The following is a 24,053-nucleotide window of genomic DNA, read 5'->3' as shown; positions in this document are numbered from 1 at the left end:
GATCCATATAATATATGGTCGCCCCCTCTTCCATACAAAATGCCCATCACCAAGTTATATAAGGTGGGGAAAGTGACTATTTCACTTTCGTAGAATCCACCTCAACAAAACACTTATGTAGAAAGGTCTAATACGATGAAAAAACCAATTTTGTTACTAATTGCAGTCTCGCTATTCGCATTGATCATAGCTGGATGCTCTGGAGGATCGAAAGATTCGAAAGAAACCTCAGGAAAAGAAGCAAGCGATTCAGGGAAAAAAGAAAAAATCACCGTCTATTCTTCCTATGAAACAGAAGAGTTAGAAGAGTATATGAAAAGATTTGAAGAAGCACATCCGGAAATTGAAGTAGATTTGGTACGTGACTCTACTGGTGTAACGACCTCCAAGCTATTAGCGGAAAAAGATAATCCCGTGGCTGACGTAGTGTTTGGAGTAGCTGCAAGCAGCTTGTTATTTTTAGAGGAACATGATCTATTGGAAGGATATAATCCAAAAGGCATCGAGCGTTTAGAACCTAAGTTTAAAGACCAAGTCAATGATCCCGCACTTTGGACCGGAAACGACGCTTTTGTCGCAGCGATTGCTGTCAATACGCAAGAATTAGAGCGCTTAGGTGTAGAAGCTCCTAAGTCTTACAAAGATTTATTAGATCCAAAATATAAAGACTTAATCGTTATGCCAAACCCCGCATCTTCAGGAACCGGATTTTTAATGGTTAATGCTTGGCTGCAAATGTTTGAGGAAGAAGGCGGTTGGGAGTTCATGGACGGATTACATAAAAACATGAATCAATATGTACATTCCGGTTCAAAACCAGCAAAAGCCGTAGCTAGAGGAGAGTTTCCAATCGGTTTAACGTTTGCGTATCCAGTCATAAGCGAAATTGAAAAAGGAGCACCTGTTGAATTGGTTTTACCGTCAGAGGGTTCTGGTTGGGAAATCGAAGCCAATGCTCTTGTTAAAAAACCTGAAATCAAGGAAGCGGCTAAAACATTCTTAGATTGGGCAATCAGCGATAACGCGATGGAAGGATATCAACAATATCACGGTGTAGTTGCCGTTAATATGGACACGAAAGCAAATGAAGGATTTCCGGAAAATATCATTGACCAAATGATTGATAACGACTTTAGCTGGGCCGCTCAAAACCGAGAAGGCATACTGGATGAGTGGTTAAAGCGCTACGACGAAAAGAGCGCGCCTGAAGAAGAATAATAACAGTGGCGAAGAGGCATTCCGATTATCCGGATTGGAGTAGAATAATTCTTTATTCCGAGGTACCGGATGCCTCTTTTTTCTTACCTGATAGAAGGAGGGAAAAAGATGGATTTTTTAAAAATCCAACATGTAACGAAAACATATGGAAATTTTGTCGCATTATATGATATCAATTTCACAGTGGAAAAAGGCGAGTTTGTCTGTTTACTAGGTCCGAGCGGATGTGGGAAAACAACATTGCTTAGAATAATCGCCGGCTTAGAACAGCCGAATGCCGGTTCAAAAATAGTGATGGGAGGCCAGGATGTAACAAAGTGGCCGCCGCATAAAAGAGACTTCGGGATCGTCTTCCAATCTTATGCGTTATTTCCGAATTTGACGGTTGCCCAAAATATCGCTTACGGATTAAAGAGCAAAAGGTTGAGTAAAAGTGACATAAAGGAGAAGGTGCAAGAATGCCTTGCGCAAGTCAATTTAGAACGTGTGCGTGATCATTATCCGACACAGTTGTCGGGTGGACAGCAACAGCGTGTCGCTTTGGCACGCGCGTTAGCCTTGTCGCCAAGCTTTCTTTTACTGGATGAGCCTTTATCAGCTTTAGATGCGAAGGTGAGAATGCATCTCAGGATGGAAATTCGACATCTTCAAGAACAGCTTGGAGTGACAACGATAATGGTTACCCATGATCAGGAAGAAGCCTTATCAATGGGAGATAAAATCGTTGTCATGAACGATGCTTGTATTGAGCAGATTGGTTCTCCCATTGAGGTTTACGAACAGCCGATCACACCGTTTGTAGCCGACTTCATTGGAACAGCCAATTTCATTAAAAACGCGTCAGGCTCTGTTGTGGCTATTCGTCCTGAAAACATCGTCATGAGTGAAATAGAGTCGGAAGATAGCATCAGAGCAGTCGTGGAAGCAGTGGAGTTTCGCGGTTCGTTAAGTCGGGTTTATTTACAGTTAGAGAAAAATAGCGACATACAATTGGAAAGAAATTTATTAGTGGTTGATCTGCCTATCAATCAAGCAAGAAATGTAGTGATGCAAAAGGGTAAAGAAATGTTTGTTACATTTTTTCAAGACAGATTGATTACATATGACCAAAGTGGGCGCAGTGAGGGCGGATATAGTATGCCGGCAAGCAGTGGAATTTCATTTTTTTAAGGAGTAAGAGAGTATATGGTAAACAAAGAACAGTTGCTCTATCCTGCACAATCAGCCATGAAACGGAAGATTCGTCATAAAAAGGTAAGGCAGCAATCAGGGTGGATTGACCGCCTGCAAAAACTACTGATCATTTTAATGGTTCTTGGTCTCGTCATTGCGATTGTTCTGCCGCTGTTACAGCTCGTTATGAAAGCATTATCGAATGAACAAGGACAGTTTATTGGATTCGCAAACTTTATCGAATATTTTTCCACACCCTCTTTAGTAAAGTCAATGTACAATACGTTGTTTATTGCGATTACAACGGGTGTCATTTCAGTCATGCTCGGCTTTACATTTGCTTATGCGGTGACAAGAACGGAAATGAGATGGAAAACGATTTTTAAATACATTGCTTTTATTCCTTTATTTGCTCCAACCATGACTTACGGAATCGGGTTAATTAATTTATTCGGAAATAATGGAGTCGTTACAACAGGGTTTTTTGGTTTATTTGAGTCTATGTTCGGTGTAAATGCAGGAGTGGATATTCATCTGTACGGGCCGGTCGGCATTATTATTTCGGGAAGTGTTTTATACGTTTCCACAAGCTTTTTTACTATTAAGCATTTCACTTGCGACAACGGATTATCGCTTATATGAAGCGGCAGATACATTAGGCGCGGGACCGATCAAAAAATTATTCACCGTTACACTGCCTAGTGTAAAGTACGCCTTATTTAGTTCGTTTATTATTTCGTTTATTTTAAGCTTTACAGATTTTGGCGCTCCGGTTGTAGTGGGCGGGCAGTATAATGTGATGGCTACGGATATTTACCAGCAAGTAGTGGGGCAGTTCAAGATGTCAATGGGGGCAACTGTAGGTCTTATTTTGATCATCCCTGCCGTCATCGCTTTTATTGCCGACCGGATCATCCAAAGAAAACAGAGTACGGTGATTTCCGCAAAATCTGTACCTTATAAAATAAAGCCGAACCGTCTGCGTGATCGTTTATATTTTATATATTGTTTGATCATTTCAGGGTCTGTTTTATTGCTGATGGCAGCAGTATTATTGCCCGCAATCAGTACATATTGGCCATATAATTTATCACTGACATTCGATCACTTCTTGTTTAAGCGCGCCTCCACAACCGGAATTCAACCATATATAAATAGTTTATGGATTGCTCTTCTGACTGCTGTTTTAGGAACAGCGATTGTTTTTTTCAGTGCTTATTTGATTGAAAAATCACGGTCCTTTAAGGCAATCAGGCAAACGGCTTATTTCCTTTCGATCATTCCTTTGGCGCTGCCGGGATTGGCGATTGGTCTGGCGTATATTTTCTTTTTTAATCAAGCGGCGTTAGCGATTCCGTTTACCGATTTGAGCATACCGAACCCATTTAATATGTTATACGGCACGATCTGGATTCTTGTATTGGCCAATATCGTCCATTTTTACTCGGTCAACTTTTTCACGGCCAATACGGCATTGAAAAAGTTGGATCATGAATTTGAATCGGTTTCCGAGTCGATGAATGTCCCTTTTTATAGGACATTTACGCGAGTCACCATGCCTATGTCATTTGCGGCCATTGTGGAAATGTTCGTGTACTTCTTTATTAACTCGATGACGACGATATCAGCGATTATCTTCTTATATACTTCTCAAACAAAACCAGCTTCTGTGGCCATCGTAACGATGATGGATGAAGGTAATACGGAGTCTGCCGCGGCGATGTCAATCATCGTGATTGTCACGAACATACTCGTTAGATTAGGTTATGAATTTTTTACCAAGAAAATAAAAAAGCGCATGAATGCTTGGCAAGAAGCATCAAGAAGCAAAGCCGGCTAGGAAGGAGCGTTCAATATGGTTAAAACAATATTGTTTGATGTAGATGGCGTATTTTTAAGTGAGGAGCGTTGTTTTGATGCAACCGCATTATCCATTTGGGAATTAGTTTACAATCCACTATATTTAGGGCTTTCGGGAGATACCTTTACCGTCTCCCCAACAGAGGAAAACATCCGCCGTATTCGCGAACATGTCTTATCAAACGATGCGATATTGCAATTTGTGAAAGATCGTGGTATTAATTCGAATTGGGATATGGTGTTTTTAACTTTTTCTCATCAACTCGTGCGATTATTATACGAGCTCTCATTAGAACGACGTGAATTCGTAGAGTCGATATTACAGCGGCCTATCGATAAAGATCGTTTGCGGGAAATTGGGGAAGCATGTAATGAAAGCAACATTTCATTTATTCCAAATTATGATGAGTTCGTTCGGGATTTTCAGCAAACAGATGTTGAGCAACAGGACCTACTATTGTATGTGAATGATTTGGCCAGACATTGGCTGGGAATAGATGATGATCTTTTTCCGATAAACAATCCTTTGTGGGAATTGGGACGGAAAGTGTACCAAGAATGGTATTTAGGGGATCCATATTATGAGCAGTCAGAAAGAGAGCGTCCATATACTTTGGGGAAAAATGGATTTCTTGAAGATGAAATAGCACTCGCCAATGTAGAAGACATTCGCTCCTTTTTACGCGATTTGCGGGAAAAAGGGTATTTATTGGGGATCGGTACTAGCAGACCCTATCTGGAATGTAAAATTCCGTTTCAAAGGCTTGGATTCTGGGAGTACTTTCATCCAGAACATGTTGTGACGGCAACGGATGTGAGCGAGGCGGAGCGTAAATTTCCCAATCAAGTACCACTTGGCAAACCGAAACCATTTACGTACGTAAAAGGGTATAAAGGAAGAAAAGTGGCGGATGAAAAAGTATTGTCCATACCATTGCCCATTCACAAGGGCGAGGATGTTCTGATCATTGGTGACTCAGTGGCAGATTATATGGCGGCGCAGTCGATGGGATGTAAAATTGCTGCTATTTTAACTTGTTGTTTATCAGGTAAAGCGTCACGTTCAATGTTTGAAGCACTAAATGCCGACTATATTTTTGATGATGTCCTGCAATTACGCGAAATCCTATTGTAATGAAAGGGAGAAGCATGTAAGGGAGGGACTGTCTAATTAAGGGCAGTCCTTTCGCCCATGTTCACATGATAAAGCGTTCGCAAGCATAAAAGGTTCATGATAGCGCTAGATTTTTATGTTTGCTCAGGAAGTCTTATTTTATAATTAAGATATAAAAATTGAAATTAGCTAGTTCATGTATCCAGAGGAGATAAATCGAATGGGGGCCAGTTGGATTGAATAAAGAAGAAAGACATATGTTTATTGTAAAACAGCTAGAAGTACACGACAAAGTGTTAGTAATGGATTTGGCAAATGTACTTAACGTTACTCCGGAAACGATTCGAAGAGATTTGGCGGAGCTTGAAATGAATGAACAACTGACTCGTATTCACGGAGGAGCCGTTCCCTTTATCCCGACGCAAAGAGAAATGATTTATGAGAAGAAAATGTCCTTATATCTTGAGGAAAAGAAACGGATAGCAAAGCGGGCGGCTGAGCTGATACAACATGGAGATACGATCGCATTGGATTTGGGCACGACAACCGTTCATATAGCCGATATGATTGAAGATGTACAATCGTTGACCGTCGTAACCAATTCATTAAGTGCCGCCATTCGCTTTAATTTAGCACTCGAGGAGCGACGGATTTCTGGACAGGTGATCATGTTGCCAGGCATTACAAATCCTTATCAAGCATCTGTGAAAGGAACGGCCACAGTGGAATTTTTAAAGAGATTTAATTTTACCCGAGCGTTTATCTCCTGTGGAGGCTTTACAACCAATGCGATTTATGACTTTGATATGGATGAATCTCTTGTTTCGGAAACGATGATCCAATGCAGTAAAGAATCAATCTTACTTGCCGATGCGTCAAAATTCAATAAAAGGTCCAACTTTAAAATTTGCCCGTTGTCCAATATTTCAACGGTTATTTGTAATGAAGAAAAACCAGTTGAATGGGATGAACAAAAATCTGCTTGGATCATGGCATAGTTGCTTCGATTCAGAAGTTGCAGAGGCATTTACAGTTCGCATTTCGCGGACATTATGAGGTTTGTTTGATGCAACAGAAAAAAGGTGATCAGCGGCCGACCCCATTATCCGCTGTTCGTAACCTGCCGGCTTGATTTCATGAAGGGTAAGCAAGCTCCCTCAATCTTCTACATGCGGAGCAAAAAATTCTGATTGAATTGATAAACATAAAACCGCATGAACTCAGGGGGTGGTTACCCCTAAAAGCTAGAGTTTTTATTATGCAGCTGATTGGCTGGATTGAGTTCGGTATTGGACCGGACTTAGTCCAGTCAATTTTTCTTTGGATCGTTCATTGTTATACCAGTAGATTTAGTCTTCTATTCTCCTCTTTAACTCCTCATAGCTTACTAGTTTTTCCCCATAATACATTTCTTGCTTTAAAATGCCAAAGAAATTCTCCATCGAGGCGTTGTCTGCGCAGGCTGCTTTACGTGACATGCTTTGGAATACTTTATTTTTCTTTAATGTTTTAACCCATTGTTTGTGTTGGTAATGCCACCCTTGATCAGAGTGGACGGTAGTACGGTAGGTTGCGTGATTCTTTATGATCTCAATTGTTTCGTCTAAAGGTTCCATGACAAGATCCAATGTTGGACGTTTCTTAATTCCAAACGAAATAATTTCTCCATTATAAAGGTCTAGAATAGGGTTTAAATACAACTTCTCTTCGCCTAGACATTTGAATTCTGTAATGTCAGTTACTAATTTTTGAAGAGGAATAGATGTGTTAAAACGGCGGGATAGAAGGTTTTTCGCTACCTTTCCAACCCTTCCCTTATAGGAGTTGTATTTCCGAGATTTCCGCATAAATTTAACACATTTCAGACTTAATTCCCGCATAAGTCGATACACTTTTTTATGATTAACGCAATGTCCTAATTTCTTTAATTCTTTTGTGATTCGTTTATAACCATAGCGTTCATGGAATTGCTTAAATAGGTGTCTAATGAGTTCTTTTATTTCTGCATCAGCATCTTCTTTACCAAAGTTTTTTACATGATAGTGATAGGTTGCTTCAGGAATACCCACAACAAGGAGAATATGTTTTAATCGGAATCCTTCTTCTTTGAGTTCGAATGCCACCTTTGCCTGTGCTTTTCGTGGAAGGCATTCGGATTCTCCCGAAAAGCTCGCAACTTTTTTAGATACGCATTTTCTAGCCTTAGTAGTTCATTCTCACGTTCCAGCTCTTCTTCACGTGTTAACTTTATTTCTTCCTTTTTCTTTGGTTTATTGGGTTTCTTGGACATAGAAGACTCCCCCTTTGGTTTCAGGCCTTCTACACCTTGTTCCTTAAATTCTTTCATCCAGCGTCTAATTAAGGAAGGGTTGTTCAACTTAAATTGAACAGCAGTTTCTAAATAAGAAGCACCTGTCTTTAACACAAATTGTATCGTATCTAATTTAAATTGGACAGGATACATTTCCCTAGTTTGCTTTCTTTTTAACCCATCCATTCCCTGAGATTTATACACTTTCACCCATTCAACTATTGGTGTTTCACTACCCATATTATATTTTTTTGCCAATGATTTATATCCTAGGTTGCCATATAAATACTCGGTGACAAGCTTTATTTTAAATTCCTCATTATATTTAGCCATAAAAACACCCCCGAAAATTAGATTTTCTACTCTAACTTTCGGGGGTAAGTACCGGGTTTTTAAGCTTGATTTCATGCGGTTCATGATGTTAAAAAGGTTCCGGCCTCCACATGTTTAAGTTCGACCTCTTCACATTCTGAATAAATAGTATGTTATTCAGTGTCATTGGCATATAACCAATTCGTAAGAGTTTCCGCAATTTAGGCATTTCCTACCAATTTTATCGGTTGTATTCCCTTGTTCATTCAAGAAAAACTTGAAAAAAGCAATGAACGTCCGCAACTTTTCGGCATGACAACACGGTGGTTGCTGCAAAACAAACCACGATTGAAGCCAAGCCATAAAAATATCGAAGTAGAAATCCAGTTTCAGGCTTGCGACATGCCCAATAAGACATACAACAAACAAGATGGAACGAACAGATCTTTTAGGATGGTCCTTTTGGGGGATTTATGTTTTTATCGAAAACAATTAAGCTGTATAAGTATGGAATTTTTTGCTAGCTCAGAGAGGGATGTTGATGAATCATTTTGTCATTATGCCAAAAATGAAGAAGATTCTCATGCTGGCAGCTTTGTCACTGATTTTTGTCGTCCTTGGAATTGTACTTTTATTCATATCTTTTAGCGTAAAGGCTGAAGAATCAGCCTGGCTGACTCTTGCAAGTATTCTACCGATTGTTATTTTTGGGCTTTGTTTCATTTATTACTTAAAAATATTTATCAAACGGGAGCCGGCCGTTATTATTTCTGCTGAAGGAATTGTCGATCAATCTAGTTTTATCGGAGCCAGGATCGTAAAATGGGATGAAATAAAGGAAATTCAGTTTGTCAGCTTTTCGGGTCAGATTTATCTTGGTATTTCTACTTTTGACCGCGAATTGATCATCAACCGGACGACGGGTATTAAGAAGCTATTTAACCAGGTAAATAAAGGACTCATGGAAACACAAGTTAACATACCCGTTAAAATTCTGGCCTGCTCCTTGGATGAAATGCTGAAGGTAATAAACGAATATTGGGAATGGGCTATGCAAGAGCGGAATTCAAAAATATAATACCAGCACCGAGTTTCCTTTTATGCCATTAGAACCAATTTTTACAAATATGAAACAAAAAGACTCTTAAATCGTACTTAATAATGGGCAGCCTAGCGTATAACATCATTTAAGGAGCTGACTTTCATGAAGAAAGCATTAACAATCATATTAGGAGCCATGCTTATGCTGGTGGTGTCGGCATGTAACCAAACAGCGGAGCCAGTCGAAAAAGATGGAAAGACTGAAACGACAAAAAAAGAACAAGATCTCACACTGGAAGAAGTTTATAAGAAGGTTGAGGAAGCAAACAAGGATATCAAAAGCTTTGAAAGTAATATTACCATGAATCAAAAAGTTGATGCAGGCGGGGAGAAGCAGGAAATCAAGTCGGATATGGCCATGGAATTTATCATGGAACCAATGACATTACATCAAAAAATGACTATGTCTATTGGGGAAGAAAAAAAGGAATTGGATGCTTATCTGACAAAAGACGGTTTCTACGTGTATGAGCCGAATCAAAAAACGTGGTTGAAGCTCCCGTCTGAACTTTCAAGTCAAATCTTGCAAATGTCCGAAGGACAAACGAACCCTTCTGAGCAATTAAACCAATTAAAACAATTTGTTGATGACTTTGAATTTAAACAAGATGAAAAAAGTTATATATTGACTTTAAAAGCATCCGGTGAAAAATTCGATCAGTTTTTAAAAGATAATGTCAAGGCCACAATGCCTCCTGACATGCAGGATGAAGCAGCGATGAGCGATGTGACATTCAATCAAGTTGACTACGAGCTATTTATTGACAAAGAAACATTCTATTTAACCGCGTTGAACATGGTAACAGATATGGATACGGATGTAAATGGACAGAAAATGAACATGAATCTCGATATGAAATCCACTTACAGCAACTATAATAAAGTAGAAAGCATTGAAGTGCCAAAAGAAGCATTGGAAAACGCGCAGGAAGTTAATTTGAATGAGATGGGCGGACAATAAATCTCACTCATAGAGGGGCTGTTTAAACAGCCCCTCTTGCCATATGGGGCTGGGACACAACAAAATCAGCTAATGAAAAAACGAACAATAAAGTGAAACTTCTTTCAGTAGGGCTCCTACTGAATGTTAGTTGAACGAATCGGGCATTTAGGTGCCGTTATCTCCCACTTACCTTTTGTATCAACACTGGTCTTGAAGTGGGAGTCTTAAGGGATAAATTGTCCTAGTGTATCATACGCAAGCTTTTAGCGAAGTCAAAATAGGTAGACTCCTGCGGGAGTAGCTCGAGCTGAAGATCCCGCAGAAAAGCGGCCTTTGCTTTCCGAGGAAGCTGAAGAGACCTGCGGAAAGCGAAATATATTGACGTAGCGATGATAGGGATTTTTTTAACACAAATAAACCGAACAATTATAAATGAATTGTTCGGCTTTTGCTATTTCGTATTTGCTTATGTCCCAGCCTCTGCCATATAATACCCTATATGAGTAGATTTTGATAGTGACTATGCGACAGGAACTGTGATCGCACTCGATTAAATGACTTGTAAAGCAACAGCACAATCGTCACAGTTGTCCAGTGTGACTGGCCATTTTGTCGCGCAGCACAATAAAGCGGGAACAAACTATAGTGGTATGATCAATAAGCGCATTAATGATGTGACTTTGATATGAAATCGGGTCTGTTACTTTTTATTTACCTACCACTAATAAAAAACAGTTTTTACCTTTGAAAATGCTGCTCTTGGTGAGTATCGACACCGAATGTAAGGTTTCAGTGTCAACATCCTGTCCCCAACAGCACTTCCTTGATCATCAGCGCTTTCATCTGAAAATTTTAACCATATAAGTTGAGATTTCTCATTTTTTATTCGCTGAAGGAGTGGTCTGATTGCAAGTTTATTTTATTCGTCTGTCCAAGACATCAACGATCGATCCATATAAGCGTTTGTTCCCATTACTAGACAGGAATAAAAAAGAAACAATGTCTAACCTTAAGATGGAAAAGGATAAGGTTCGTACAGTGCTAAGCCATCTATTCGTCAAATATTTACTTGCAAAAGAACTAGATTGTAAGATGGAGGATGTACAATTTTCATATAGTAAATATAAAAAACCTTACCTTGTATCGCATCTTAATTGCTCCTTTAATATTTCTCATTCAGGTGACATGATTGCCATCGCAATCGCAAAGGAAGAGGTAGGTATCGACTGTGAACAATATAAAAACTTAGACTATGTGGAACTTGCCAAACAATTTTGCGTTCCTGAAGAGTATAGCTACATCATTCAGAGCACGAATGTGGAAGAAGCTTTTTATAAAATGTGGACGTTAAAAGAGAGTTATGTAAAAGCAATTGGAAAAGGTCTGCACGTATCTTTAAAATCATTTTCGTTCTCAATTGATGGAACTAGCATTTATTTTTACCAAGGTGGGAACAAAAGTAGTGCGTATCATTTTTATAGTGAAAAAATCCAGGACAACTATCATTTTGCGCTCTGTTCTCGGGTACCGATGAAGCAAGAGCAAATCAATTTTCATTCGTATGATCAATCTGAGGTGAATGATATGCTGTTGGAAGGAGTAGGTAATTCGTATTCATGTTATTCTCAGTCAACACATGAGTTTTAAAATAAAAATCAAATCCTATTCACATGACAAAAAGAGACTGGGCCACAACTAAATCAGCTGATGAAAAAACGAACAATAAAGTGAAACTTCATTCAGTAGGAGCTTTCTTCCATCTCCTACTGAATGTTAGTTGAACCAATCGGGCATTTAGGTGCCGTTATCTCCGACTTAGCCCTTTTGTATTCACTCAAGATTTTGAAGTGGGAGTCTTACGGCACCTTACATGCGGGAAAAATTGTCCCAGTGTATCATACGCAAACTTTTAGCGTAGTCAAAATAGGTAGACTCCTGCGGGAATAGCTCGAGCTGAAGATCCCGCAGGAAAGCGGCCTTTGCTTTCCGAGGAAGCTGAAGCCGGGCCCGCGGAAAGCGAAATATGTTGACGTAGCGATGATCGGGATTTTTTTAACACAAATAAACCGAACAATTATAAATGAATTGTTCGGCTTTTGCTATTTCGTATTTGCTTATGTCCCAGCCGCTTCCTTGAACAAGGCATTTCGCAAAAAATAATACGCAAAACGTTATTTGCCGTACGGATACGAGTCCATAAATAAAATAAATTGACAACAACCCTATCCTCTTTAGCTACTATTCTTTTCGCAACTTCCAGGCTGGAATTAAAGAATGAAAGCGAAAGAGTGAACTGGCAATAACGTGGATGATCACATAAATAAACAATGTTAATGCATATGTAATAAACCAGGTGTACGTCGTTTCATTTAGAAAAACATATAGTAAAGTCATTCCGATTGGAAAAGGTGTTATAATGATTAACCACATTGGCGCGTGGATTTTTTCTACAAAGGCGCCCGCTAAAACAACAGTAGCACCAATGACGATTGTTTGCCAGATAAATAATTTGTGCGCAATGATAGCATCTCCCAAAAAATAAGCTGCACTTGTAAGCAAAATAGCGAGCAATAATTTCAAGACATAATTTTCGGAACCCACAGCAATTCATCTTCTCCTCTTGTATGATGATTCATTCGTTTTAAATCTTTATGCGCAATTCAACGTCTTTAACGTGTTGTAGGACAAGCTTCTTTTGTGGCGTAAGTTTTGATGATCCAGCACTGTCGATGGCATGATCAAAAGTGGCAAAGCAAATATGGAACAGTCGTTGGTGCAGCCGCTCGTAAGCCAACTCCTATTATTTTTGCCATCCGTTAACGAAAGACCAGTAAGCTTCAACTAGATTTCGTATTTATTGATGTGCCTATCCTATCATTATTTTTCAAAAAGGGCATTACTTCCTTGAGCTGGTCTTCTTTCATTGGCAGTTTCATCAAAATAATACGTCACTTCTGCTTTTGCCACAATTTTTTCCTCAACCTTCCCTGTCACAGCTACTTTTGCATATTTACCAAACTCTTTCATTAACGTAGCTTCGGTCATGAGTCGATCACCAGGTGTAACAAACTCCGTGAACTTTGCGTTGTCAACAGCAACGAGGAAGCCTTTCTTTCTTTTAGAGAACATGAGTCCACCAACTTGCGCCATCGATTCGATAATGAATACGCCCGGAAAAATTGGATTTTCAGGGAAGTGTCCTGAAAAGTATGGCTCGTTAAAGGTTATGTTCTTATATCCTTTTATACGTTGATCTACTTCTAGTTCAACAATTCGGTCAACGAGTAAAAAGGGGTAGCGGTGATTCAGTTTCGTCATAATTTCTTTTATTTCCATCGTCATTCTCCTTGTCGTCTGCGCACATTATTCTTATATTCTTGTTCATCTGAATGATGAAAAGCTTCTATATATTCAATGCCCGGCAATGGTATCGTTGCGACGCGATATTTATTTAGTCCTTCCATTATTTTATCATAGGGGATGAGTTGTAATTGGGACTCATAAAGCAACATTAATTCTCTTTTTCGCTCAAATTCATTAGAAATGTTGATGACGATATTCGGTGAGACAGGAGACCAGACTTCGTATTGCCATATGTTCCGTCCTTGTTCTGGTAAACTGTTCAATGCTTCAAAAAATAAGATATTCGTCATAAAATGATCGCGATGAGAATCGTCAAGATGCGGCAAATATATATCGGTTGGGTTATACGATTCTATCTTTTTTCTCATCCATTGAATTTTACTTTGTTCTGGAATGTACTCACCATCTTTACATTTTAAAAAAGAGTAATCTGCACTTAGCACGTTGCAGAGGTTGATTGCCTCTTTTTCCCTTACTCGTATTGTTTCTTCAATCGACTGTTCTCTCGTTCGCCCTTTGCTGCCATCGGTAATAAAAACGATATGGACTTTGTTTTCATAATCCCTATGCTTTAAGAGACTGCCGCCGGCGCCAATTACTTCATCGTCGGGATGGGGGGCTAAAACAAGCACTTTTTTGCCTTTTTGTATGTTTACAAGTTGTGGGCGTTTATGTCTTTGTACGAATGTATCAATGATGTGTTGCATGAAAATGTCCCTTACTTTCTTTATCGGTTAAATGCTTATTGGGCTTGAAAAATAGTGGCTCCTCATGCACAGCAGGCTCACGTTTCATCGTTTGGCGATATAATTCATTCATCGAAATTTTCCCAGTCACATAATCTACATATGCTTTTACTTCAGGGTGAAGACCTGTTTTTTTATAAAAATATAAGACATTTTCTAATATTTGTGTGCGATTTATTTTTTTGCGATGGTCAAGATGGTACGCTTTTGCCTGTTTTAAAAATTGAAATGTACCGCCTTCTTGATAAAACCGGAAAGCGAGCTCATGATCTTCCACACCCCAACCTTTAAAACGTTCATCAAACCCGTTGACTTGTTTAAATAATGTGATTGGAAATGAAACATTGGCCGCAACCATGCATGTCCATGAAATATCGTTTCCTTCGTTGTTCCACTTTTGAAAATAACGTCCTAAATTGACGAGGAAATCTTCTTGTTCAAATGGGTCCAATTCATGGAAAGTAAGACAAGTTTGCTTTCTATGGAATAGATCGTCAACATGTTCATTCGGAATATTAATGATTTCGCCGATATATATCGCTTCTTTTTGCTGTTGGGCTGCTAAATGGGCACAAATAAAATGAGGGGTTACGACCATATCGTCATCTAAAAAAAGGACATATGTCGAGCGTGCATGGTTGATTCCTGTATTTCTTGCCGCGCTTCTCCCCCTATTTTCTTGATGAATGGGAACTAACCAAGAATAGTCCAACTCGTCTAACCACTGTTTTGTGCCGTCTGTCGAACCATCATTTACGACATATACGGTCGTATGTTCTATTCGTTCCTGTTTTGCCAAATTTTCCAGTGTCACTGCCAATCGTTCACGTTGGTTAAATGTTGGGATAATAATACTTAGCATCGAAACACTTCCTCAGCCCCAATTCTCAGAAATGGCGAATAGTCGATGAATCGCTTGTTTCTCTTTGGCATAAATTTCTTCTGTTAACGTTTCATTTTCCCGACTGCCAGAAAAAATTCCGCTGTTTGGATCTTCACTTCCTTCAAATAGAAGGGTGGCCAGTTCGGACCATAGGGTCGCTAACTGTAAATAATCTTTCGCCACCTCTCGTAACGCCTCATCATGAATAGAATGGGCAGCTTTTTTTAGAAAACGGCTGAACATTTTACGAAATGCGCCTTTACCGGTACCGCCAATTTCTAATGAAACATATGAAGCATAAGCGAGCTTTCTGCGATCTTCTTCTTGAAATAAATATGGCCAGTTCGGAACCGCCCGTAAAAAAGCTTTCAATCCTTCCATCCCATGAAACTTGTTCCAAGGGGAAAGCATACGGTACACATTCATTTGAATTCCTTTTTTAATGGCTGTTTCCAAAGGCACAGTAGAGTTAGGGAAGATAAACTCGTACCATAAGTTACGAGCTGGTGCTAACCCGTTAAACGAATTCCAAGCTTGAAAAAAATCTTCTCGTTTCATTCGTTGCGGTTCTAGCCACAGATATTCATATAAAAAGACTTCATCTGTTTTACGATCATAACCGCCGAATACTGCTTTATGGCCACCATGAGACGATGTTTCCGGCCATTTCAATGCCTCAGTTAAATAAGCCAGTTTACTAATATCAAGGTCAACAATAACCAGCTCATTGGCTGCCTTTTTTTTCATTAAATGTTCCAATGCCATGTCACTATCGGGCTCATGGGATAACTTCGCATATATTCCAAGCATTTCACATAAATTAAGTTCTAAATCATCACTTCTACCGAAGACGAGATATTGCTCGATGCTTTTCCCCCGTGTATACGTAAATCCTAAGCCGCTACCAATCCCAAAACAGAGTTCTTCGGAAAGATCTATATTTTCGCCACTTAATATGTTGGCCATTGCTGTAGTGATACAGTGAATTCCTCTTTTATGTTGGTAGGGAGATTTTGTGTTGGCAGACATGACAACCACCCGCCTTCTTTTTTCTCTTTGCTAGTTTCTCTACTGCTAATGTTTCAATCTCCATCATGTTTTCAATCGAATCGGTATCAACCATCGACATCTCTAAGTCTTTTAAAATCTTTTTCCAATATGTAGCGGCTAACTTATAAAGTTTTGCCGCTTCTTCCACATAGGAGCTTTCGATATGTTTGTTTGCTTCCTGTAAAAATTGACCATACCAAGTCCTGCCAAAGTCGCCGCCTAATGTTTCAGCACTTAATAGGACAGCTTCTATTGAGAGTTCAGCCGGATGGTGTGCCGCATCATAAAAAAATGCGCGCATATGTTCATGTGGAGTTCCGTACCCACTCCAACCTGTTGAACGTTGGATATGGCGATCGATGGAATGGCCATAAAGCCAATGAAGTGAAATGTCGTTACTCGGGAAAATAATATCTGCCCAACGATGGCAATACTTGTTTAAGATGCGTTCAAATAACTCTACACGAAGGTAAAGGGGTATGTTTTTTGTATGAATATAGCATTGGACAAGTTCATCATTAATGGCAGTAACGATACATTTCGTCGCTGGTTCATCTAATGTTGTGCGTAACGCTTCTTCTTCGTCGCATTTTGCCTGAGGAAAAACATGCAAGGGAACCGTCACCAAAATGGGGGCTTTCCATATTGACAAATAGTTCTTCATTTCTCTGATCGCATGCTTTCCAGACAAAGAGAAACGACGATTAATCCACGTGCCGGTACTTGTGGCAAGGTCTTGTAAAAGATCAAAGGAATGACTGCCTAAGACGAGACAATGGTTGCTTCTTTTTTTATAAAAAAATCCTGGTCCGGAAGCGAGTCCAAATAAAAGCGGTTCAGATAATGTTACTTGTTTCATTTTCCCAAAATGTTGTTGGTGGTAGCGAAAAATCGTTGTTAATAAACTTAAATGTGGATGAACCCCGGGAATAGGAGACACTTCAAACAAATGATTGTTGTTTATAGCCACTTATCTGAAGCCTCCTCTAGCAATCGAATCGCTTCCTTTTCTTTCATCACAATTTCATCAGCAAGATGACTGAATGCTTCTGTGAAAAATACGTTATACTCTTTCTTTTTATAGGCTTCTAACATGGTTTTAATGATCTCGTCCCAGTGCTTTGCCAGCTTGCGATACATATTAGAGGCGCGGACTAAGTTTTCTTCATGTAAATAATCATCTGCTTCACGTAGAAAGCGCGCGTACATTTTTCTAAACAGCCCGCCGCCTGAAATGCTATTTTGGATATGGACGGTGAAGATACTTAACTCTAGACGCTCTGGATGAAGAATTTCCGGCCATTTCGTTATTTCTTCACGCCAAAGTTGTATACCACTTAAGCCGCTACATTCAACATCTGTCCCGTATAAGGAAAATGCCGGATACTTCATTAGTTGGACATTTTTAATAATGGCCATTTTAAGTGCCTTTTTCATATGTTGAATTTGCCGGGGTGGATCAATATAAAACCATTCATTTTCTGACGGGTATAATTCTGCCGATGAACGAATGTGCTGAAACACGTCTAAAGGAATTGTAACTGGTTCTTCAATCACATTTTCGATAATGGTTGCTGTATTTTTATCTTCATCGTAACCGATTAAAATGACTTTATGTCCACCCATTGAAAGACCGAATGTTTCCGCAATCGGATTTGTATCATGGATTTTAGAAACATCGATATCACAAGCGACAGGGATGTGCCGATCAACGAGTTCTTTCACGGTTTGCCACGCAAACTCTCGGTCATGCGTTCGTTTAAATGTAATCTTTATGCCAAGTACACTGCAAAGTTCTACAAAAGGTGTTTCTGTACGTCCTGTAATGACGGTTAGCGGCGCACGATACTGTCTGTCAACTACTTCTTTGCCGCCATGATGGTAAACAAAGTGCAGCCCGCTTCCTAATCCGAAACACATAGGTTCGGAAAATGGATAGCCGTAAAATTCAAGCATGTCTCTGATCGGTGCTGAACCACAGTTTAGTCCCAGGCGGTGCGTATCAAAATCAATTAATGTGGACATCACTATTCCCCCTGTGATGATTGATCTAAAACTTCCGGTTAACTAGATGACCACTCGTTGTTGTTCTATTGATTGGACAACTATGGATAACGCATCGAGTGCTTCTTCTCCAGTTACAGGAGGTGTTTCATCGTATAAAATACTGTTAATAAAAGAGGTAATTACTTGACTTCTGCCTGGCATTTTTCTTTCATATTCGAGTATGTCAGGCAATTCATACTTAATTGATGTACCATCCCGATACTGGATGATAAGTGGATAATCGGGATCATCTTCTAGCCGAATGACTCCATTTTCCCCATATATGATGGTTGAAAAGTCGGGTTTTATATAATTCCAACTTGCTGTAATCGATCCGATGATCCCGTTGTCCATTTTTACTGCCAAAACGGCTTCATCTTCAATCTCTGTTTGTGTTCGTGACAAGGAGCCGATCATAGACTGGACATCGACTATTTTTGCCTGGAGCAAAAATTGTATTAAATCAATTTTATGTATGGCCAAGTCACCTAACACGCCAAAACCTTCTTGTTTAGGTTGTGTGTAAAAACAATCGTTTCCATCAATACTCCATTGCTCGGGTCCGCTATGGCCGAATGTCGCTTGAAACGAATATATTCGTCCAATTGCTCGTTCTGCTATTAGTTTTTTCGCTTGCTTATGTGATGGAACGAAGCGTTGATTATGAGCGACCATTAACTTTACGCCATTCGCCTTGGCTGTTTCAACGATAGCGCAGGCATCATTTAGATTTGTCGCAATCGGTTTTTCGACTAAAATATGTTTGCCGGCACGGGCTGCATAGATTGCGGCTGGAGCATGTAAATGATGGGGCAGTGAAATAATAACTGCGTCTAGTGCCGGGTCATTTAACATATCCTCGTAATTTGCAAATGCTTTTGTGCGATATGTTCTGGCAAACTTTTGCACTCGTTCTTCATTTACATCACAGACGCCAAAGATCGTTACGTGCTCATTATCTCGACATTCGGGGAGATGACGAATTTTTGCAATCGTACCACAACCGATAATTCCGACTTGAATGGTTTTCATCTTTCTTTTCCCCTAACGGTAATAATATTTTTTTAATTGTTCTACGTCGTTTGTATTCGTTTCAAGTAATTCTCCATCTTTTAAAACGAGTTGTTGATTGGCAATGGAAGCAATTTCCAAGTCGTGGGTGACAATAATAATGGTTTTTCCTCGTTTATGTAATGCTTTAAAAATGTCTAACACTCCCGCGCCTGATTTACTATCTAAGCTACCGGTGGGTTCATCAGCTAAAATTAAGTCGGGATCTTTACTTAATGCTCTTGCAATCGATACCCTTTGCCGTTGTCCGCCAGATAAGTCTGCGGGATAATGTTGAAGGTATGTACCTAAGCCAACGCTATTTAATGCTTCGATTGCTGTTTTTTTTCGCTGTTTTTTATCCTTTTTGCTAAATGACAATTGCAACATGACGTTATCAAGGATGTTCATTACCGGAACAAGGTGAAAACTTTGAAAAATAAAGCCGATATTTTCCGCTCTTATTTTTGTTTGTTCATAGTTTGATAGCTGATTCACATTTAATCCCTTGAATGTTAAAGAACCATCGGTTGGATGATCAATTAAACCGAGTAAATTGAGTAACGTACTCTTTCCGGAGCCGGATGTGCCGATAATTGCCGTGAACGAACCTTTCTGAATGGTAAAGCTAGCTTTTTTCAAAGCTGAGACTCCGACTTTTCCCATCTGATATGTTTTAGATAATTGGTTTGCTTCGATTAAACAATCACTCATATCGCAAAGCCTCCTGTGGTTGAATACTGACGGCTTTTATTCCAGGGTAGAGGCTTGACAAAATACCGACAAGTACAGCCATGACGATAGAAGTTACTGCTATTTTCACTGTAATAAATTCTGGTGCTGTAAATATAAACCGCATGATAAGATATCCGCCGATGACGCCAAGAATTCCACCGATTAAACTCATGCACAGCGATTCAAGGATAATAATTTTTGTGATGTCCCATTTTTGAGCACCGATTGCGCGCATGACACCAATTTCTTTCGTCCGCTCCATAATGGCGAGCGTCATAACGATTAAAATGACAATTACAGCAACGGCGATGACAGTGCCTAAAATAGTGTTCATGAACATTTTAGTGCCAGCAAGAGATTGGTTAATATTGTCGGCAATATTTCCTTGTGTCATTACTTCAACGTCTTTAAAATCGGTTTCGATTGTTTTTGACAACGTATCAATTTGTTCGATTGATTTTGCAGTTAGCAACAAGGTTGAGTATGTGGTTTCTAATGCAAAGACTTTTTGTAATTGATCAATGGGCGCTAGCACCATCGGATCAGTAACTCGATTTCCTTTTTTCAAAAGACCGATTACCTCAAATGTTTCACCGGAAATATCTATTTTTTCACCAATATTGTTTACTTGAAAAAATTGAGCTGCGCCAGCGCCGAGTACTACTTGTTTTTCACCTTCAGCAAGTTCCATGGAACCTTTTTTAAGGTCAACATTCTCTCCGGTATAGGCCGTCTCTTTTCCGCTGGAAACACCGACTGCTAATGCTTGAGGCGGCATGTTGGGCGCGGTTGCTCCCGCAATCGGCCGAAAAATAATCGGTGTACTTAAATCTGTATTTACTTTGGCATCGACAGACTTGAGAATGTCGTCACCTGTTTTACTTGAAATCGTACTGTTAATCGGTGGGAAATCTTCTCCGGCACTAGAAGACGCACTAATATTTTTCACATACATTTGCCCCGCATATTTAGCCATTTCTCCTTCTAAGTCGGCGACTGTATATTCTACAATCGAATAAATGACGGTAAACATTTGAATACATACCATAATCGCGAATACCGTTAAAACCGTCCGTATTTTTCTTTTACGGATGTTTTGAAAAACATATTTAAGCATAAAGGAACCTCCAAAAGATGTTTGGCACGGCACGTATAAGGAAACTGAATAACGTTAATGGTTAGAGTATATAGGATGGGTTTGTTTGTTTTATTAGTTGCAGCGCCTCATTCCACTTTTCCGGGTAATGTAAAAGGAGTTTGTCAAGACGATCAACAAAGGCGTGTTCTGTCATTCCTTCAAATAACTTTTGCCCGCTATTTTTATCTCGCATGTCATAATAAAACGTTGCGATTGCAACATCGCGTTCTAGCAGCTTTAAAAAAATAACGATTTCTTGATCTAGAGTTGCCGATTGTAGATAGTTGCTTTCTAATTTTGTTACAGGCAGAAAAACACCCATCTTTTCAAAGTCTGTAAAAGAAAGCCCCATCATCGCTTTTGCAAATTGGAATCGCGCTATTTCCATCCAATAAATATAATGACTATGGTGAACAATTTTCATCGCGTCTACTTCATGGAATTGAACTTGGACCGAAGTCGGAAATCCATCTGTTAAATTCAGCTTGTTTTTCTTGCTCATGGTCCATCCACTTTTCCGATGACGATTGATGCTGTATTTCCTCCAAAAGCGAAAGAATTGGATAACGCGTATTGAATTTCTCCTTCTTTCGTTTCATTAGGGACAAAATCCAAGTCATGATCCATCGTATTTTCAAAATGAATCGTCGCTGGATAGAAGCGATGTTTGATCGCAAGTGTACAAACGATTGCTTCGATGGCGCCGGCTGTACCTAATGTATGTCCAAGTTGAGACTTCGATGAACTAATTGATACGTTTGTTTGACGTTCCGCCAATAAATCTTTAATGGCTTTCGTTTCCATTTTGTCGTTATACGGTGTTCCGGTACCGTGAGCGTTTATGTAAGCAACGTCTTGCGCAGCAACATTTGCTTCCTTTAAAGCCGCACTCATTGAACGCAAGGCGCCACCGCCATTAGGGTCGGGAGAGGTAATGTGATAAGCGTCATTACTAATTCCGTAACCTAAAAATTCTGCATAAATAGGTGCGTCTCGTTCTATGGCGGCTTCCATTTCTTCAAATATTAAAAATGCTGCTGCTTCTCCTAATGTCAGTCCATCACGATATTCGTTAAATGGTTTTGTAACATTAGGGGATAATGAACGCAAAACGGTAAAGCCGCTAAATGAAATCATTGAAAACGGATCTACGCCTCCAACAAGCATCGCTGTCGCTCTGCCTTCACGAATAAAATCAGCGCCAATTCCCAGTGCATTTCCTCCAGCCGCACAAGCAGTTACTACGGTTGAATTTGGTCCTCGAAAATGAAAATAGCGACTTAACGAGCCGGCTATATTAGAAGTAGGGACATGTAGCAGTAAACTGGGATCACTTTTTCCTTTATTTTTTCGTTCTGTATAATATTTCACTCTTGAATTGATGCCGCCCAACGATGTTGCTACGGAAACACCGATCTCTTGCGGTGCATAACAGTCGTTTAAACCCGCATCAACAAGCGCTTCTTCTGCAGCAATAAAGGCTTTTTTTACAACTTCGTCTTCATATGCATCACTTTCCGGTAAAGGAATCGGCAGAATTTCGGCGCCTTTTTTGATTGGATAATCTGTGACATCAAATGACGTTACATCTGATAAACCTGAGCGTGAGGCGAGTAGTCCTTGTAAAAAATCATCTTTCCCATTTCCGATTGAAGAGAGTACACCAATTCCTGTAATCGCAATGCGCTTCATTCTTTCACACTCCATTACAAAAAATGAGGAGAAAAGCCAGCTTTTTTGTCGTATTAAAACAAGATAGACAGTCTTTTCTCCAAACTTTGTCCCGCATGTAAGGTGCCGTAAGACTCCCACTTCAAGACCTGATTTGACACAAAAGGTCTAAGTGTGAGAAAACGGCACCTAAATGCCCGATTGGTTCAACTAACATTCAGTAGGAGTTCCTACTGAATGAAGTTTCACTTTATCTAATTAGACTAGCTGACTATTTTTTTCGCGAATAAAATGACAAATTGTTTCAATCGTATTTAACACTTCATATTCATCGTCACCAATTGTGACATTAAATTCTTTTCCAATAGCAATTACGAGTTCTAATGAATCTAAGGAATCGAGTCCTAATCCTTCATTAAATAATGGTTCACTATCGATAATTTCCTCGGGTGTCACTTCTAAATCTAAACGGTCAATAATGCATTCTTTTACGCGGTATTCTAATGTTTTTTCACTCATTTTTTATTCCCTCCATTTTTGTGCAAAATGTCAAAATCATATTTAGACAGATAGGCCTCCGTCAATCGCAAAGACTTGACCAGTTATATAATTTGCTTTTTCAGACGCTAAAAAGGAAGCAAAATCAGCAATTTCTGTTGGATGTCCAAATCTTTTTAGTGGAATGGAGTCACGATATTCCTCTAACATACGATCTGGAAAATCTCCTGTCATATCCGTTTCGATAAATCCCGGGGCAATGGAATTGACGAGAATATTAAAAGGGGCCAACTCTTTTGCCAACACCTTCGTCATTCCGTTTATTCCTGATTTACTTGCCGCGTAAGCGGCTTGTCCTGAAATCCCGCTAATACTTGCAACAGAACTAATATTAATAATTCTTCCCTGCTTTTTTTCAATCATTGGACGTAATACAGCTTTTATCCCGTAATATGTACCTGTTAAATTTGTATCAATCGTGGCATTCCACTCTTCAGGTTTTGTCATCATTAAATATTTAGGAATTAAAATTCCCGCGTTATTGACTAAAACATCAACCGTTCCAAGTTGATTGACAGTAGTATCAACCATTTCCTTCATTTTTTCAGGATCAGTGACGCTACCTTGATGAAGAATTGCTTCTCCTCCGTTTTCTTGAATGATTTCTACCGTTTTTTCAGCATCTTCCAAACTGCGATTATAGTTAACAACGACTTTATAGCCCTCTTTTGCAAGTGCAACTGATATCGCTCTTCCAATACCCCTGGAAGCCCCCGTTACAATAGCAACCTTTTCATTTGCGCTCATCATTTAGCTCCTTTAGTTGTTCAACTCTTCTTAG

General features: G+C 39.4%; 22 protein-coding genes and 2 pseudogenes. 8 read left to right on the top strand and 16 right to left on the bottom strand.

All coding sequences use genetic code 11. From position 1 onward, the window contains the following. The first annotated feature begins 135 nt into the window (after positions 1 to 135). The 5 genes and pseudogenes from MHB50_RS18970 (at position 136) to MHB50_RS18950 (ending at position 6,363) form a co-directional block, all read left to right on the top strand. The gene (locus tag MHB50_RS18970; RefSeq protein WP_340084557.1) at positions 136 to 1,218 is read left to right on the top strand and encodes a putative 2-aminoethylphosphonate ABC transporter substrate-binding protein; all 1,083 of its coding nucleotides are present in this window, start codon (positions 136 to 138) and stop codon (positions 1,216 to 1,218) included. Positions 1,219 to 1,326: 108 nt separating this feature from the next. Beyond that, positions 1,327 to 2,388: an ATP-binding cassette domain-containing protein gene (locus tag MHB50_RS18965; protein ID WP_077110336.1), complete on the top strand. Its 1,062-nt coding sequence runs from the start codon at positions 1,327 to 1,329 to the stop codon at positions 2,386 to 2,388. A gap of 57 nt (positions 2,389 to 2,445) precedes the next feature. Next, positions 2,446 to 4,231, top strand: a pseudogene (locus MHB50_RS18960) (putative 2-aminoethylphosphonate ABC transporter permease subunit). Between the two features lie 15 nt (positions 4,232 to 4,246). Further along, a complete protein-coding gene (locus MHB50_RS18955; protein ID WP_077110335.1) occupies positions 4,247 to 5,386 on the top strand; it encodes an HAD family hydrolase in 1,140 nt (379 codons plus the stop codon). A gap of 215 nt (positions 5,387 to 5,601) precedes the next feature. Further along, the gene (locus tag MHB50_RS18950) at positions 5,602 to 6,363 is read left to right on the top strand and encodes a DeoR/GlpR family DNA-binding transcription regulator (RefSeq protein WP_253191859.1); all 762 of its coding nucleotides are present in this window, start codon (positions 5,602 to 5,604) and stop codon (positions 6,361 to 6,363) included. A gap of 258 nt (positions 6,364 to 6,621) precedes the next feature. On the opposite strand, the pseudogene MHB50_RS18945 reads toward MHB50_RS18950, so the two are convergent. Together MHB50_RS18945 and MHB50_RS18940 are read right to left on the bottom strand one after the other, a co-directional pair. Further along, a pseudogene (locus tag MHB50_RS18945) lies at positions 6,622 to 7,488 on the bottom strand (IS3 family transposase). Then, positions 7,452 to 8,009 carry a transposase gene (locus MHB50_RS18940; protein ID WP_340084555.1) on the bottom strand — a complete coding sequence of 186 codons (558 nt, stop codon included), beginning with the start codon at positions 8,007 to 8,009 and terminating at the stop codon, positions 7,452 to 7,454. Before MHB50_RS18940 ends, MHB50_RS18945 begins: the two are co-directional and overlap by 37 nt. Before the next feature lie 520 nt (positions 8,010 to 8,529). On the opposite strand from MHB50_RS18940, the gene MHB50_RS18935 reads away from it, so the two are divergent. The 3 genes from MHB50_RS18935 to MHB50_RS18925 all read left to right on the top strand — a co-directional run bounded on the left by MHB50_RS18935 (position 8,530) and on the right by MHB50_RS18925 (position 11,679). Beyond that, positions 8,530 to 9,066: an STM3941 family protein gene (locus MHB50_RS18935; protein ID WP_340084553.1), complete on the top strand. Its 537-nt coding sequence runs from the start codon at positions 8,530 to 8,532 to the stop codon at positions 9,064 to 9,066. Positions 9,067 to 9,192: 126 nt separating this feature from the next. Then, positions 9,193 to 10,050, top strand: coding sequence for a DUF6612 family protein (locus tag MHB50_RS18930; protein ID WP_077109952.1), 858 nt, complete (start codon positions 9,193 to 9,195; stop codon positions 10,048 to 10,050). 888 nt (positions 10,051 to 10,938) lie between these two features. Then, positions 10,939 to 11,679, top strand: a complete 741-nt coding sequence (locus MHB50_RS18925; protein WP_077109953.1) for a 4'-phosphopantetheinyl transferase superfamily protein — start codon at positions 10,939 to 10,941, stop codon at positions 11,677 to 11,679. 591 nt (positions 11,680 to 12,270) lie between these two features. Here the strand turns inward: MHB50_RS18925 and MHB50_RS18920 are convergent. The 14 genes from MHB50_RS18920 to MHB50_RS18855 all read right to left on the bottom strand — a co-directional run bounded on the left by MHB50_RS18920 (position 12,271) and on the right by MHB50_RS18855 (position 24,022). After that, a complete protein-coding gene (locus tag MHB50_RS18920) occupies positions 12,271 to 12,633 on the bottom strand; it encodes a hypothetical protein (RefSeq protein WP_077113931.1) in 363 nt (120 codons plus the stop codon). A 276-nt stretch (positions 12,634 to 12,909) separates the two neighbouring features. Next, positions 12,910 to 13,368 (bottom strand): 3-hydroxyacyl-ACP dehydratase FabZ, encoded by a 459-nt coding sequence (fabZ, locus tag MHB50_RS18915; protein ID WP_339165277.1) that lies wholly within the window; start codon positions 13,366 to 13,368, stop codon positions 12,910 to 12,912. 2 nt (positions 13,369 to 13,370) lie between these two features. Then, positions 13,371 to 14,102, bottom strand: a complete 732-nt coding sequence (locus tag MHB50_RS18910; RefSeq protein WP_340084549.1) for a PIG-L family deacetylase — start codon at positions 14,100 to 14,102, stop codon at positions 13,371 to 13,373. After that, on the bottom strand, positions 14,086 to 15,003 hold the full coding sequence (locus tag MHB50_RS18905) for a glycosyltransferase (RefSeq protein ID WP_077113928.1): 918 nt from the start codon (positions 15,001 to 15,003) through the stop codon (positions 14,086 to 14,088). Before MHB50_RS18905 ends, MHB50_RS18910 begins: the two co-directional genes overlap by 17 nt. A gap of 12 nt (positions 15,004 to 15,015) precedes the next feature. Continuing rightward, complete coding sequence (locus MHB50_RS18900) at positions 15,016 to 16,053, bottom strand: BtrH N-terminal domain-containing protein (protein ID WP_340084546.1); 1,038 nt, start codon at positions 16,051 to 16,053, stop codon at positions 15,016 to 15,018. Then, positions 16,019 to 17,044 carry a hypothetical protein gene (locus tag MHB50_RS18895; protein ID WP_077113926.1) on the bottom strand — a complete coding sequence of 342 codons (1,026 nt, stop codon included), beginning with the start codon at positions 17,042 to 17,044 and terminating at the stop codon, positions 16,019 to 16,021. Before MHB50_RS18895 ends, MHB50_RS18900 begins: the two co-directional genes overlap by 35 nt. Next, positions 17,035 to 18,099, bottom strand: coding sequence for a BtrH N-terminal domain-containing protein (locus MHB50_RS18890; protein WP_077113925.1), 1,065 nt, complete (start codon positions 18,097 to 18,099; stop codon positions 17,035 to 17,037). The genes MHB50_RS18895 and MHB50_RS18890 overlap by 10 nt, the downstream gene beginning before the upstream one ends. A gap of 42 nt (positions 18,100 to 18,141) precedes the next feature. Further along, entirely contained in the window at positions 18,142 to 19,152 is a 1,011-nt protein-coding gene (locus tag MHB50_RS18885) for a Gfo/Idh/MocA family oxidoreductase (RefSeq protein ID WP_077113924.1), read from the bottom strand. A gap of 12 nt (positions 19,153 to 19,164) precedes the next feature. After that, entirely contained in the window at positions 19,165 to 19,884 is a 720-nt protein-coding gene (locus tag MHB50_RS18880) for an ABC transporter ATP-binding protein (RefSeq protein WP_077113923.1), read from the bottom strand. Beyond that, positions 19,877 to 21,022, bottom strand: coding sequence for an FtsX-like permease family protein (locus tag MHB50_RS18875; RefSeq protein ID WP_339165270.1), 1,146 nt, complete (start codon positions 21,020 to 21,022; stop codon positions 19,877 to 19,879). Before MHB50_RS18875 ends, MHB50_RS18880 begins: the two co-directional genes overlap by 8 nt. A gap of 61 nt (positions 21,023 to 21,083) precedes the next feature. Next, on the bottom strand, positions 21,084 to 21,545 hold the full coding sequence (locus MHB50_RS18870) for an acyl-CoA thioesterase (RefSeq protein ID WP_339165268.1): 462 nt from the start codon (positions 21,543 to 21,545) through the stop codon (positions 21,084 to 21,086). Beyond that, complete coding sequence (locus MHB50_RS18865) at positions 21,542 to 22,735, bottom strand: beta-ketoacyl-[acyl-carrier-protein] synthase family protein (RefSeq protein ID WP_205179981.1); 1,194 nt, start codon at positions 22,733 to 22,735, stop codon at positions 21,542 to 21,544. The genes MHB50_RS18870 and MHB50_RS18865 overlap by 4 nt, the downstream gene beginning before the upstream one ends. A gap of 237 nt (positions 22,736 to 22,972) precedes the next feature. Continuing rightward, complete coding sequence (locus MHB50_RS18860) at positions 22,973 to 23,233, bottom strand: phosphopantetheine-binding protein (protein ID WP_340084542.1); 261 nt, start codon at positions 23,231 to 23,233, stop codon at positions 22,973 to 22,975. A gap of 42 nt (positions 23,234 to 23,275) precedes the next feature. Next, complete coding sequence (locus MHB50_RS18855; protein WP_340084540.1) at positions 23,276 to 24,022, bottom strand: 3-oxoacyl-ACP reductase family protein; 747 nt, start codon at positions 24,020 to 24,022, stop codon at positions 23,276 to 23,278. Positions 24,023 to 24,053: the final 31 nt, after the last annotated feature.

Origin of the sequence: Siminovitchia sp. FSL H7-0308 (assembly GCF_037980985.1) — a bacterium.
Classification (GTDB): domain Bacteria; phylum Bacillota; class Bacilli; order Bacillales; family Bacillaceae_C; genus Siminovitchia; species Siminovitchia thermophila.
This window is presented reverse-complemented; position numbering and strand designations above follow the sequence as displayed.